Here is a 14,585-nt window from a genome sequence, read left to right on the forward strand (position 1 = left end):
GGAATTTCCGTGACAGACGACAGACGCCTGGCGCGCAACCCGATCGCCATCGTCGGGATGTCCGGGCTGCTGCCCAACGCCCACAATCATCGAGAGTACTGGCAGAACATCGTCGACGGCGTCGACTGCACCACCGAGGTCCCCGGGTCGCGCTGGAGCCTCGACGACTACTTCGATCCCGACCCCGCGACGCCGGACAAGACCTACTCGCGCCGGGGCGCGTTCCTGCCCGACATCGAGTTCGACCCCTTGGAATTCGGTCTGCCGCCCAACCAGCTCGAAGTGACCAGCACCATGCAGACCCTCAGCCTCGGCGTCGCGCGTGACCTGCTGCGCGACGCGGGCGCGGTGGACTCCGCCTGGTACGACGCCGGCCGCACCGGCGTGGTCCTCGGCACCACCGGCCCGGTGCCGCTGATGCACCCGCTGGCCGCGCGGCTGTCCACGCCGGTGCTGAAGGAGGCGGCGCGCTCGGTCGGTCTGTCCGACGCGGACGCCGACGCCATCGCCGATCGGTTCGTCGCGGCTTTCGCGCCGTGGGAGGCGAATTCGTTCCCCGGCCTGCTGGCCAACATCACCGCGGGCCGGGTGGCCAACCGGCTCGGCCTCGGCGGCATCAACTGCACCGTGGACGCGGCGTGCGCGGCCTCGCTGGCCGCCTTGCGCACCGCCATCGCCGAACTGCAGGACGGCCGCGCGGACATGATGATCACCGGCGGCGTGGACACCGAGAACACCATCTTCATCTACCTGTGCTTCAGCAAGGTCGGGGCGCTGTCGTCCAGCGGGCAGATCAGTCCCTTCTCCGCCGACGCCAACGGCACGCTGCTCGGCGAGGGCATCACCATGCTCGCGCTGCGCAGACTGGAGGACGCGCGCCGCGACGGCAACCGGATCTACGCCGTCATCCGCGGACTCGGCTCCTCCAGCGACGGCCGCGCCAAGAGCATCTACGCCCCGCGCGCGGGCGGCCAGCGCGTCGCGCTGGACCGGGCCTACGCCGACGCCGAGATCTCGCCCGCCGATGTCGCGCTCATCGAAGCGCACGCCACCGGCACGCCCGTCGGCGACAAGACCGAGCTCACCGCGCTGAAGGAGCTGCTGACCGACGCGACGCCGGAGCGGGCCTTCGCCGCCCTCGGCAGCGTGAAGTCGCAGATCGGGCACACCAAGGGCGCCGCGGGCACCGCCAGCGTGATGAAACTGGCGCTGGCGCTGCACCAGAAGGTGCTGCCCGGCACCATCAACGTCTCGGCGCCCAACGCCGAGATCGCCGCCGTCGACGCGCCGTACTACGTGAACACCCGCACGCGTCCGTGGATCCGTGACCCGCAGCGCCCGGTGCGCCGCGCGGCTGCTTCGGCATTCGGCTTCGGCGGCACCAACTTCCACGTCGTGCTCGAGGAGGCGGACGCCGACCGCGCCGCGCACCCGGTGCTGCACCGCACTGCCCGCGCGCACCTGTGGCACGCGCCCGACGTGTCCGGACTGATCGATGCGGTGCGCAGCGTCGCGCCGTCCGACGGGGGCGAGATCCCGGAGGATCACGCGCGCATCGGGTTCGTCTCGGTGGACGAGGAGAACGCCGCGCATCTGCGTTCGCTCGCGGTGGACGAACTGGTCCGCAACCCCGACGCCGCCGACTGGGAGCACCCCGAGGGCGTGTACTTCCGCGCCGCCGCACTGCCGGATCGCAAGGCGGGCGCGCTGTTCGCCGGGCAGGGCAGCCAGTACGTCGACATGGGGCTGGACGCGGCGGTGAACAATCCCGCGGTCGGCGCGGCGTTCGACGCGGCCAACGAGGTGTTCGCGGGCGCGCCGGTGCGGTTGTCGTCGGTGGTCTTCCCGCCGCCCGCGTTCGACGACGACGTGGCGGCGGAGCAGGAAAGCGTCTTGCGCGGAACGGAATTCGCGCAGCCAGCGATCGGCGCGCTGTCCGCAGGACAGTTCACGGCGCTGTCGGACTACGGCTTCCACGCCGACGGGTACCTCGGGCACAGCTTCGGTGAGCTGACCGCGCTGTGGGCCTCGGGTGCGCTCAGCACGGCCGATTTCTTCGCGCTGGCTCGCGCTCGCGGCGTGGCCATGACGCCTGAGCCGGGTGTCGAGGCGGGCACCATGGTGGCGCTCGGTGCGTCCCGGCAGACCGCCGAGGAACTGCTCGACGGTGTCGAGGACGTCTGGATCTGCAATCACAACGCGCCCGACCAGGTCGTGGTCGGCGGCGGTGCGGAGGGGATCGCGGCCGTCGTCGCGCGCTGCGGTGAGCGTGGCGTGGCGACCCGTTCGCTGCCGGTGTCCGGTGCGTTCCACACGCCCTATGTCGCTCACGCCACCGCGGCGTTCGCCGCCGCGATCACCGAGGTGCACATCGGCGCGCCGGACGCTCCGGTCTTCGCCAACACGCCGGACGCCCGCTACGGCGACGACGTGGCGGCCAACCGGGCCGTGCTGACCGAACAGCTCGGCAAGCCGGTCGAATTCGTGGCCGCGCTCACCGCGATGCGCGACGCGGGCTGCACCGTGTTCGTGGAGTTCGGGCCGAAGCAGGTGCTGACCTCGCTGGTGCGGCGCACCCTCGGCGACGACGTGGTCGTCATCGCGACCGACTCCGGCCCGATCGGCAACAGCGATCTCGCGCTGACCCGCGCGGCGGTGCGCCTGGCCGTGCTCGGGTTCGGCCTGCACGGCATCAACCGCCACACCGCGCCGGAGCCGGAGGCGGCGGTCACCGGTCGCACCATGACGGTGACGATGTCGGCGCCGGAATACGTGCCCGACACCCGGCGCAAGTCCTACGCCGCCGCGCTCGACGCCGAATACCGGCTCAGCGTGCTCGCGGCGGCTCCCGCTCCGGTCGACAGCGTGGTCGATCACCAGCCCGCCGAGCAGCGGGCCGTGCCCACCGCTTCCACCGCAGCAACGGAGACACCCGTGTACCCCACACCGCAGCCCGCCGACACCGGTTCGGACGCGCTGGAGAGCGCGCTCGTCCAGCACCTGCACACGCACCGCCAGTTCCTGGACGGCCAGCTGGACATGGCCCGCGATCTGGCCGGCGCGCTCGGTGACGGCAGGCTCGACGCCGCCACCGTCCGGGCCATCGAAGCGGTCAAGGAACACGGTGTCGCGATCAGCCACAGCCACGCGCGGGCCAGCGAGGTGCTCGCTCAGCTGGTCGAGCTGGGGAGCGGCTTCGCGCCGGTGTCACGGTCATCGACGCAGGTCACGCGCCCCGCGCCCGCCCCGCGCGCGGCGATCGAGCCCGCGCCGGTACGACGGCCGCTGGCCACCGCCATGGTCGTGGACGAACACCGCGCTCCCGCCCCGGAACCCGGCGCGGCGCCCGCTCCGGCGACGAACGGGCACGCTGCTCCCGCCGACCAGGTGACCGGCGACGCGTTGCGCAGCGCGCTGCGTGAGGTGGTCGCGGAGAAGACGGGCTATCCGGTGGAGATGGTGGATCCGTCGATGGATCTGGAAGCCGATCTGGGTGTGGATTCGATCAAGCGGGTGCAGGTGATCGGCGCTCTGCAGGAACGCTTCCCGCAACTGCCGAACCTCGGCCCCGAGCAATTGGGCACGGTGCGAACGCTGGATCAGATCGCCGAGCTGCTCGGCGCCACCGGCGCGCCGACCCCGGCCGCGCCGTCGGCGACATCGAACGGCACCGCTCACGTGGTCACCGACGACCAGGTCTCGGGTGCGGCGTTGCGGCGCGCGCTGCGTGAGGTGGTCGCGGAGAAGACCGGTTATCCGGTGGAGATGGTGGATCCGTCGATGGATCTGGAAGCCGATCTGGGTGTGGATTCGATCAAGCGGGTGCAGGTGATCGGCGCTCTGCAGGAACGCTTTCCGCAGTTGCCGAGTCTGGGCCCGGAGCAGTTGGGCACGCTTCGCACGCTGGATCAGATCGCCGAGCTGCTCGGAGCGCAGGACGCCGGAACGTCGGCGAACGGCACGGTCGCCCCGGCCGACGCTGAAGTGACGGACGAGGCGTTGCGGCGCGCGCTGCGCGAGGTGGTCGCGGAGAAGACCGGTTATCCGGTGGAGATGGTGGATCCGTCGATGGATCTGGAAGCCGATCTGGGTGTGGATTCGATCAAGCGGGTGCAGGTGATCGGCGCGTTGCAAGAACGGTTTCCGAATCTACCGAGTCTGGGCCCGGAGCAGTTGGGCACGCTCCGCACGCTGGATCAGATCGTGGTGGAACTCGCCGGGACGGCGGGAGGTGATGTCCACCCAAAAGCTGAGGCCGCGGCGGGAACGTCGCGGCACGCCGTCGAACTGGTCGCGCTGCCCGCTCCGGATCGGGCGGTAGCGCCCTACCGGGACGGGGCGCGGGCGGTGCTCGTCGACCTGACCGGCGAAGCGGACTCCGGATCGGACGCGCTCGCGGCAGCGTTGAGCGGGCTCGGTTGGACTGTGCGACAGACGGATTCGGCAGACGGGTTGGACGGCGAGCCGCTCGACCTCTGCCTCGTCCTGCTGGGCGGCACCGCCGACTGGGCGTCGGCGCAACGCCGCCTGACCGACGGCATCCTCCTGGCCGGCCGTACTGTGCCGCTGCTGCGCGGCGGATCGGACCGAGCGGCCTTCGTGACGGTGACGCGGCTGGACGGCGCACTCGGTTTCCACGGCACCGCGCAGCCCGAGCACGCGCTGCTCGGCGGCATCGGCGGCGTGGTGAAAACGTTGACCGCCGAACAGCCGGAGCTGTTCTGCCGGGCGCTCGACGTCGACCCGGCCTGCTCCGCAAGGCAACTGGCCGAGTTCGTGACCGCCGAGCTGTTCGATCCGGCTCGCGACACGCTCGAGGTCGGCATCGACACCACGGCGCGACGATGGACTCCGGTGCCGAGCGGGCACGCGCCCGCACGCACCGTTCTCCCGGTGCGCACGGGCACGGAGCAGGATGCCACCGTGCTCACCGCCGAGGACGTCCTGTTGGTCACCGGCGGCGCGCGCGGCGTCACGGCAACCTGCGTGCTGGCGCTGGCCGCGCGCAGCGAGGCACGCTTCGTGCTGCTCGGCCGTTCCGAACCGGCCGCCGAACCGGATTGGGCGGCAGGGGTTTCCGATGCCGATCTCAAGGCCGCCGCAGTACGCGCGCTGGCCGGTTCCGGCGCGAAGCCGCGCGATATCGAGCGTGCCGTGTCCGGAATCCGCGCAACACGCGAGATCCGGGAGACGCTGACCGCCCTCAGTTCCCGCGCCGAGTACCTCGCGGTCGACGCCACGGACGAGCAGGCGGTCGCCGCCGCGCTCGCGCCGTGGCGGGACTCGATCACCGGCGTCGTGCACGGAGCGGGAGTGCTGGCCGACTCCCTGATCACGGACAAGACCGCCGAATCGGTCGCGCGCGTGCTCGATCCCAAGATCGCCGGACTGGCGTCGGTGCTCGGCGCGCTCGGCGACCTGCGTCATCTGGTGCTGTTCACCTCCGTGGCCGGGCTGTTCGGCAATGCCGGTCAGGCCGATTACGCGGCAGCGAACGAGGCGCTCTCCCGATTCGCGGTGAGCCTGCGGGCGCATCGGCCGAATTGCCATGTCACCGCGATCGACTGGGGTGCGTGGGACGGCGGCATGGTGACTCCCGCCTTGCGGGAACACTTCCGGACGCGCGGTGTCGAATTGCTCGACCCGCAGGTGGGCGCGGCGGCGTTCACCGAGCAGTTCACCGAGGCGCGCTCCGCGGACACGGTCGTGCTCATCGGACCCGCGAAGTCGTTGTCGGACACCACGTCCGCCACCGGCACAGTCCGGGCGCGGCGGACGATCACCGGGATCACCGCGGACCCGATCATCGCGGCGCACCGGATCGGTGAGCACATCGTGCTGCCCGCGACCTTCGGGCTCGGCGCGATGATCAACTTCGCCGAACGCGGCCTGCCGGGCCGCGCGGTGGTCGGCGTCCGGGACTTCGAAGTGCTCAAAGGCATCGTCTTCGAACGGCCGCTCGACGAGTTGGAACTGGAAATCGCGCCGGAAGAGGGCGCGTCCACTGTGCGGGCGATGGTGCGCGGTGAGAATGCCGTCCACTTCCGCGCGACCCTCGTGCTCGCCGAAACGCCGGATCGGCCACCGCGCAAGCCGGTGCCGGGTGGTTCTGTCGGCGAGGCGACCATCTATCGCGACGCCGTCCAGTTCCACGCGCCCGCGTTGCAGGGACTGCGCCGGGTCCGGGCGGTCTCGGACGACGCGATCGTCTTCGACTGCGAACTGCCCCCCGCGACCGTGGCGGGCGGAGCCTACGCCGGGCGGCTGCACGATCCGGTCCTGGCCGACCTGATCCTGCAGGGGCCGCCCGTGCTGGGCCACCGGCTGCTCGGCAGCGCCTGTCTGCCGCTCGGCGCCGGGCGGATCGACTACTTCCGGCCACTGCCCGCGAGCGAGCCGTTCGTGCTCACCGTGGACAACCCGCGCGCCGGTCGTGTCGACGCCCGGATCGACGCCACCGCCACAACGGCGGATGGCACTGTACTGCAACGTTTCTCGGACGTCACCGTGGTGACGACACCCGATCTGACGGAGAAGTTCCAGACCTCGGTGAGGCGGTGGATGGCATGACAACCCTGGAATTCGACGGGATTCCGTTCGATCCGGTGACGGCGCTCGCGGAAACGGGGGAGGGCGTCGACGAGGCGCCGACGCTTCGGCCGGGCTCCGACGACACGGTCACGCCGGCGAGCCCGTTCGCCGGGTACGCGGAGACGGCCCCGGCCGCCGGTCTCGCGGTGACCGGAACACAACCCGAGGCGCGGGCGGCGCATGCCGACGGCTCCGCCTCGCGTGCGGCCGGTCCGCTCGCCGAAATCCGCACCGGCGTCGTCGCCGCGCACCGGGCGGCGTTGAGCGCGCAGCTGGCCATGCAACGGGCGGTGTGGCAGCGAGCGCTGCGCCGTTCGTCGGTCACGGCCGAGGCGGCCGGTCACGTCCACGAAGGACTGGAGGCGTCCGGCGTCCGGGGCGAATTCACCGCCGCCGAGTCCGCCTTCAAGCCGCCTGCTCGCACCGACCGCACGCGCCTGGATCGAGCGGACCTGCTCCGTCTCGCCGAAGGTGAGCTGAGCGTCTTCGGCTCCGCGTACCGGCGCCCCGGCACTGTGGCGGCGGCCCGGCTGGGCGGTTCGACCCGGCTCGCGCTCACCGAGGTGACCCGCATCGAGTTGTACGGCGGCTCCGGCAAGGGCAGCGTCGAAGCACGATTCGAGGGCGACCCGCACGCGGCGGCGACGCAGGTCGCGGAGGTGTTCGCGCTGTATCTGGGCCTGCCGCTGGTGCTGTCGGGCAGCTCCCTGGTCGCCGAACGCACGGGTACGGTCGCGGTTGCCGCGTCCGGCACGATCACGCTGACGGTGACCGCGCTCGACTTGGTGCCCCGGCCGTACGTCACCGGCACCGTCCGCGTCGCGGGCGCGGAAGGCGCGCTCGACGTCACGGTCACGGTGGTGGAGCGTCCGGGCAGCGGGGTCGGCCCCGGCCAGGTTTCGGAAAGCCTGCTGCTCAACGAGTTCCACATGGCCCACCTCGCCCGGGGTGACCAAGGAATCGCCATGGGACCGGAATTCGCGGAGTACACCGGGGTGCGGGCGACCCGTCTGCCGACCGGCGGCCTGCTGCTGGTCGACCGGGTGCTCGACTTCGACGGCAAGCGCGGGAACCTGGACGGCGCGTCCTACACCACCGAATACGACTCACCCGCCGACTCCTGGTACTACGGCGACACCGCGAACGACTCCATGCCGCACTTCGTCTACATGGAGACCTCGTTGCAGGCGGCGCTGCTGATGGGCTATTACGCGGGTCCCACGCTCACCCAGCCCGGCACCACCCTGAGCCTGCGCAACCTGGGCGGCACCGCCACCGTGCTGCGGCAGCTCGATTTGCGGGACAAGACGATCCGCCAGTCCTCTCGGCTGCTGTCCACCACCATCCTGCCCGGTTCGTCGCTGCAAACCTTCGACTACACGCTCAGCGTGGACGGCGAGCCGTTCTACACCGGCGAGACCATGTTCGGCTACTTCAGCGACGAGGCCTTGGCCAACCAGACCGGACTCGACGCGGGACGCCCCGCGCCGAGCTGGCTGGCGGAGAACCCGGGCGCACGGGTGCGCACCATCGATGTCGCCGCCCGCCGCGCGAACCCGGCCGCCCGCCTGTGCTCGAGGCGCACCCTGGCGCTGATCGACCGGGTCGAGGTGGTCGACGGCGGCGGCAGCTTCGACTCCGGATATCTGCATTCGCTGCGCGAGATCGATCCGTCCGACTGGTATTTCGCCCGGCACTTCCACCTCGACCCGGTGATCCCTGGCTCGCTCGGTGTGGAATCGGTGATCCACGCGATCCAAGAGTGGATGATCGACGCCGGATTCGCCGACACGATCGGCGATCCGGTCTTCCGCATCCCCGCAGGCCGGACGTTCAGCTGGCGCTACCGCGGGCAGTTCCTGCCCACCGACGGCACCGTAGAACTCGAGGCCCACATCAAGGAGATCCACCGCGGCCCGCGCGGGGTCACCGTCGTCGCCGACGGTTCGCTGTGGAAGCCGGGGCTGCGCATCTACGAGCTGACCGATCTCGCGGTCGAACTCGTCGAGCGGGAGGAGCGCTGATGACCACGTCCCGGGCCGGTACTCTCGCCGACACCGCCGACGGCATCACCGCCGTCCTGTCCGACCTGACGCGCCCGTGCTGGATCGTGCGCCACGACGGCCGGGTGGGCGCGACGTCCGACGAGCGCACCGCGGCACACGCGGAGGTGCTCGCGGCGGTGGCTCCGCTGCCGCCCGAGCAGCTCGGTGATCGGCGATTCGCCGCCGCCCACGGCGTGCGAGCGGCCTACGCGGCAGGCGCGATGGCGAACGGCATCGCCTCGCCCGCTCTGGTTTCGGCGATGGCGCGGGCGGGATACCTCGCCTCCTACGGCGCGGCGGGCGTTCCACCCGCCGCGGTGGACGCGGCACTGGCCGAGCTGAGCCGCACGCTGGTCGGAAAACCGTTCGCGTGCAATCTCATCCACAGCCCCTCCGAGCCCGCCTTGGAGCGCGCGATCGTCGACGCCTGCCTGCGGTACCAGGTTCGCTGCGTGGAGGCGTCGGCGTTCATGGGCCTCACCGGTGAGGTCGTGCGTTACCGGGCGGCGGGGCTGGCCGTCGACCGGCGAGGACGCGTCGAGGTGCGCCACCGCCTGATCGCGAAGGTCTCCCGGGTGGAGGTGGCCGAGCCGTTCCTGCGTCCGGCTCCCGCACGGCTGCTGCGCGCGCTGGTCGAAGCCGGTGACCTGACGCCCGAGCAGGCGCGGCTCGCCGAACAGGTGCCGATGGCCGACGACATCACGGCCGAAGCCGACTCCGGCGGTCACACCGACCGCAGACCACTGCTGGTACTGCTGCCCGAGCTCATCGCGGCACGGGATCGACTGGCCCGCACCGTGCCCGCCGCCGCGGCCGTCCGCGTCGGCGCGGCGGGCGGCATCGGCACCCCCGCAGCCGCGGCCGCCGCCTTCGCGCTGGGCGCCGCTTACGTGGTGACCGGTTCGGTGAATCAGGCCACCGTGGAAGCCGCCCAGTGCGACACCACCAAACAGCTGCTCACTCAGGCGGATTTCGCCGACTGCGCCATGGCGCCGTCCTCGGACATGTTCGAGCTCGGCGTCCAGGTGCAGGTGCTGCGCCGCGGCACCATGTTCGCCACCCGCGCGCAGCGGCTCTACGACACCTACCGCGCCTATGACGGCATCGACGCGTTCCCGGCCGAGCTGCGCCGCGAGCTCGAGGCCACGCTGTTCCAGCGGCCCCTCGACGCCGTGTGGGAGGACTGCGTCAGCTACTTCACCGAACGCGATCCGGCCCAGCTGGCCGGCGCGGACGCGGACCCGAAACGCAAGATGGCGCTGGTGTTCCGGTGGTATCTGGGGCTGTCGTCGGGGTGGAGCATTCGCGGCGAGGCCGGTCGCGTCGCCGATTACCAGATCTGGTGCGGGCCCGCGATGGGCGGGTTCAACAACTGGGCGGCCGGAAGTTATCTGGCGGCGCTGCGCAACCGGCACGTCGCCGACATCGCCGACCAGATGATGCTGGGCGCGGCCTACCTCACCCGCGTCGCCCAGCTGCGCACCGCGGGCGTGCGGCTACCCGCCGACTGCGCCCGCTTCGTACCCCGACCGAGGGAGGAACGATGACCGCACTGGAGACGGGTCCGGACACCCGGACCTCCTGGATGGTGTGCCCGTCCTGCGCCGCCATGCTCTACGCCAAACGCTACGAGCGCGCGGGCCGGGTCTGCCCGGATTGCGACGGGCACGGCATGCTGACCGCGGACCAGCGCATCGAGGCGCTGCTCGACCCGGGATCGGCGCGGCACATCCAGCCGTCCGCCACCGCGGTCGATCCGCTCGGCTTCACCGACTCCCGGCCCTATCCCGAGCGGCATGCCGAGGCGAGCCGTCGCACCGGGCTGCCCGACGCCATCCGTTGCGTGCGCGGCACGATCGGCGGCGCACCGCTGGTGCTGGCGGTCATGGACTTCCGCTTCCTCGGCGGCAGTCTCGGCGCGGCCGTCGGCGAAGCGGTCACCGGCGCTGCCGAGACCGCGCTCGCGGCGCGGGTGCCGCTGGTGCTGGTCACCGCGTCCGGCGGCGCCCGCATGCAGGAGGGCATCCTCGCGCTGATGCAGATGGCCAAGACCAGCCAGGCGCTGCGCGAACTCGACGACGAGGGCGTGCTGACCATCTCGGTGATCACCGATCCCACCTACGGGGGCGTGGCGGCGTCTTACGCCACGTCCACCGACATCATCATCGCCGAACCCGGCGCGCGTCTCGGCTTCGCCGGACCGCGGGTGATCCAGCAGACCATCGGCGAGACGCTGCCCGCGGGCTTCCAGACCGCGGAATTCCTGCTCGAACACGGTGTGGTGGACATGATCTGCCACCGCTCGGCCCTGCGGGACCGGCTGGCGCGCCTGCTCGCGCTGGCCGCCGACAGCAAGCGTCCCGTCGAGTTCGCCGACGACGAGAATCCGGTCCGCGCCGACGCGACCCAGCTCGCCCCGCGCGACGCCTGGCAGAGTGTGCGCGCCGCGCGCGAACTCGCCAGGCCGACCACGCTGGACTACTTGGCCGCGTCGTTCGACGAATTCGTGGAGCTACACGGCGACCGTTTGTCGGCCGACTGCCCGGCCATGATCACCGCGCTGGCCCGCCTCGACGGCGCGCCGGTCGTGGTTATCGGCACCCAAAAGGGTCACACCGCAACCGAATTGGCGCAGCGCAATTACGGCATGCCCACCCCGGCCGGATACCGGAAGTCGGCCCGCGTGCTGCGCCTGGCCGCCAAGCTGGGCATTCCGGTGATCACCCTGGTCGACACCGCAGGCGCCTACCCCGGTGTGACCGCCGAGGAACAGGGGCAGGCCGTCGCCATCGCGGAATCACTCAAACTGCTCGCCGGGCTACCCGTGCCGGTGGTCACCGTGGTCACCGGCGAGGGCGGCAGCGGGGGAGCGCTCGCGCTGGCGGTGGCCGATCGAGTGATCGTCTGCGAGAACGCGGTCTATTCGGTGATCAGCCCGGAAGGGTGCGCCTCAATCCTGTGGAAGGACGCTACCGCCGCACCCCGCGCCGCAGCCGCCTTGCGGGTGGACTCGACCTCCTTGCTCGAACTCGGCGTCGCGGACGGCGTACTGCCCGAGCCGCCGGGCGGCGCACACCGCGATCCCGCCGCGGCCGCCACCGCCCTGCGTCAGGCGCTGCGCCACGCCGTGTCCGATCTGGCGCGACTCCAGGCGGCGCAACTGCTCGACCGGCGCCACCACCGTTTCCGTGTCTTCGGACTGTCCACGAACGATCAGGAGAAGTGATGACCGAGTCCGTGACCACCGAGCCCGCGGGCCGCGCGCTGAATCCGGTCGACGCCGACCAGGCGCTGACCGTGCTGTCGCGGCACGCGCTGTCCGTGCGGGCCGAGACCGCGCCGACCTCGGTGACCGTCGCCAACGGCCCGCTGGTGCTGCGGATCAGCTGGGATGGGCACAACGGCACCAGTGGGCCGGTCGCCGTCGCACCCACGGCGGCCGCCCCGGTCCCCGCGGCGCCCGCAGAGTCCGCGCCGCAGGACACTCGTTCGGACGCGGATACTTTCACGCTGACGGCGGAAACCGTCGGCGTGTTCTATCGCGCGCCCGAACCCGGCGCGGCGCCGTTCGTCGCCGAGGGCGACCCGGTGCGGGCCGGTCAGCAGGTCGGCATCGTCGAGGCGATGAAGCTGATGATCCCGGTGACCGCGACCAGGGAGGGCCGGGTGGCGGAATTCCTGGTGGAGAACGGGGAAGCGGTCGAGCACGGCGCGCCGCTGCTGGTGCTCGAGGTGGTGCGATGACCGTGCGGCCGATCCGCAAGGTGCTCGTCGCCAATCGCGGCGAGATCGCCGTGCGGGTCATCCGCACCTGCGCCGAACTCGGGATCGCCACCGTCGCGGTGTATTCCGCGGCCGACGCCGACTCGGCCGCCGTCCGGCTCGCCGACCAGGCGTTCCGGATCGGTCCCGGGCCCGCGAAGCGCAGCTACTCCTACATTCCCGCGATCATCGAGGCCGCCAGGGCCACCGGCGCCGACGCCATCCACCCCGGATACGGATTCCTCTCCGAGGACCCGGATTTCGCCGAGGTGTGTGAGGCGGAGGGGTTCGTGTTCGTCGGCACCCCCGCCGCGATCATGGCCGATCTCGGCGACAAGTCGACGGCACGGTCACTGATGGCCGCGGCGGGGCTGCCGCTGCTGCCGGGCAGCCGTGAGCCGCTCGACACGGTGGACGAGGCGCACGCCCTCGCCGACGACATCGGCTACCCGGTGATCATCAAAGCGGTCGCGGGGGGCGGCGGCCGCGGGATGCGGGTCGTGCGTGACTCGGCGGACTTCGCCGCGGCCTGGCAGGAGACCCGCGCCAACGCCACCGCCGTGTTCGGCGACGGCCGCCTGTACGTGGAGCGCTACCTCGACTCGGCGCGGCACATCGAAGTCCAGATCCTGGCCGATCGGCACGGCACGGTGCGGCATCTCGGCGCGCGCGACTGCTCCTTGCAGCGGCGGCACCAGAAACTCGTCGAGGAGTCGCCCGCGCCGGGGTTGTCCGAGGAACTCGTCGCCCGGATCGGGGCAGCGGCCGTGCGCGGCGCCGAAGCCGTCGGCTACGTCGGGGCGGGAACCTTCGAATTCCTGTTGGATCAGCGGGGCGATTTCTACTTCATGGAGGTCAACTGCCGGCTACAGGTCGAGCATCCGGTCACCGAGATGGTCACCGGCATCGACCTCGTCGCCGAGCAGTTGCGCATCGCCTCCGGGCTGCCGCTGGCGTTGTCCGCCGACGTCGCCACGCCGCGCGGTGTGTCCATCGAATGCCGGATCAACGCCGAGGATCCGGAGCGCGAATTCGCGCCCGCCCCAGGCACGCTCACCGAATGCACGCTACCCGGCGGACCGTTCGTCCGGATCGACACCCATGTCGGCCCCGGCTATGCCATTCCGCCGCACTACGATTCGCTGCTCGCCAAGATCATCGTGTGGGCTCCCGACCGTCCCGCGGCCATCGCGCGGATGCGCCGGGCTCTGGCCGAGACCAGAATCCATGGCAGGGGCGTGGCCACCACGACCGAATTCCTGCACGACATCCTCGATCACCCCCGATTCCGCGCCGCGGATCACGACACCGCCCTCATCGGGACCCTCACCACGGTGTCGCGCGTCGCCTCATGAAGCCGCCGCCATCGGACGCGGTGACGGCCCGCGTCCGATGGCGGCGCACTTGCCTCCGTCGCGTGAGAAACAGACACGGCCGCTCGTTCGATGAGACCATTGTGCTGCTCGGTGGGCCCAGGAGGAGGCGAGCATGATCGACGGAATGGCGATTGCCGCTTATTTGGCCGCAGCGGTAGGGGGAGCGAGCGGAAGGTGGCTGAACACCCAACTGGACGAGGCGTTCAGTGCCCTGACCGCGACAGTGACGCGGAGGCTCGGACGTCAGCCCGTCGAGATCCTTTCCCAGAACCCGGACAGCATCCAGGCGCGCCGCCGCGTCGCCACCGCGATCGAGCGCGAAGCCCTGATCGACGAGCAATTCGCCCGGGAACTGTCCGAAATACGCGCTCGGCTGGATCAGCTGGACGCGCCGAGTGTGGTGGCGCAGCTCGAACAGGGCGGTCAGGTCGTGGTGAACAACCGGGGCCAGGTGGTCGGGCGCGACTACATCAGCACCAACACCAACATCGACGTTCCCCGCCCTGATGACCTCTCGAGAGCCCCTGCTTGGGCGAAAGCGTGCATCTGGATCGGCGGGGCGATCGCGGCCGTCGGTTTCGCGCTCTTCATGTCGGCGCTCTTCCAGCACAACGCGGAACCCGGGACAGAGTTCGCGATCTTCGCGATCGGAGGCGGTGTCATGGCCGTCGGCCAGCTCGGCGCGAACACATCGACTCCCCGGCCGCGGCGTTGATCGGCGACCACCACCAGCAGTGCCCGTCCGGATGATGGGAATACCCGGTCGACGGCGGCATCGCCGACCGGGGTTCTCGAAGTTATCCGACCTCGA

Annotated in this window: 7 protein-coding genes; all 7 read left to right on the top strand. The window is 71.2% G+C overall.

Annotation, left to right across the window (positions count from 1 at the left end; all coding sequences use genetic code 11):
• Positions 1-9: 9 nt before the first annotated feature.
• The 7 genes from ACL03I_RS16135 (at position 10) to ACL03I_RS16165 (ending at position 14,489) form a co-directional block, all read left to right on the top strand.
• Complete coding sequence (locus tag ACL03I_RS16135) at positions 10-6,570, top strand: beta-ketoacyl synthase N-terminal-like domain-containing protein (RefSeq protein WP_412806335.1); 6,561 nt, start codon at positions 10-12, stop codon at positions 6,568-6,570.
• Complete coding sequence (locus tag ACL03I_RS16140) at positions 6,567-8,615, top strand: beta-hydroxydecanoyl-ACP dehydratase (RefSeq protein WP_412806336.1); 2,049 nt, start codon at positions 6,567-6,569, stop codon at positions 8,613-8,615. Before ACL03I_RS16135 ends, ACL03I_RS16140 begins: the two co-directional genes overlap by 4 nt.
• Positions 8,615-10,183 (top strand): PfaD family polyunsaturated fatty acid/polyketide biosynthesis protein, encoded by a 1,569-nt coding sequence (locus ACL03I_RS16145; protein WP_412806337.1) that lies wholly within the window; start codon positions 8,615-8,617, stop codon positions 10,181-10,183. Before ACL03I_RS16140 ends, ACL03I_RS16145 begins: the two co-directional genes overlap by 1 nt.
• Positions 10,180-11,862 (top strand): acetyl-CoA carboxylase, carboxyltransferase subunit beta, encoded by a 1,683-nt coding sequence (accD, locus tag ACL03I_RS16150; protein WP_412806338.1) that lies wholly within the window; start codon positions 10,180-10,182, stop codon positions 11,860-11,862. The genes ACL03I_RS16145 and accD overlap by 4 nt, the downstream gene beginning before the upstream one ends.
• Positions 11,862-12,380: an acetyl-CoA carboxylase biotin carboxyl carrier protein gene (locus ACL03I_RS16155; RefSeq protein WP_355076446.1), complete on the top strand. Its 519-nt coding sequence runs from the start codon at positions 11,862-11,864 to the stop codon at positions 12,378-12,380. The genes accD and ACL03I_RS16155 overlap by 1 nt, the downstream gene beginning before the upstream one ends.
• Entirely contained in the window at positions 12,377-13,753 is a 1,377-nt protein-coding gene (locus tag ACL03I_RS16160; RefSeq protein ID WP_412806339.1) for an acetyl-CoA carboxylase biotin carboxylase subunit, read from the top strand. The genes ACL03I_RS16155 and ACL03I_RS16160 overlap by 4 nt, the downstream gene beginning before the upstream one ends.
• A gap of 133 nt (positions 13,754-13,886) precedes the next feature.
• Entirely contained in the window at positions 13,887-14,489 is a 603-nt protein-coding gene (locus tag ACL03I_RS16165; RefSeq protein WP_355076442.1) for a hypothetical protein, read from the top strand.
• Positions 14,490-14,585 lie beyond the last annotated feature (96 nt).

This window comes from Nocardia sichangensis, assembly GCF_047200615.1.
In the GTDB taxonomy this organism is placed as follows: Bacteria; Actinomycetota; Actinomycetes; order Mycobacteriales; family Mycobacteriaceae; genus Nocardia; species Nocardia sichangensis.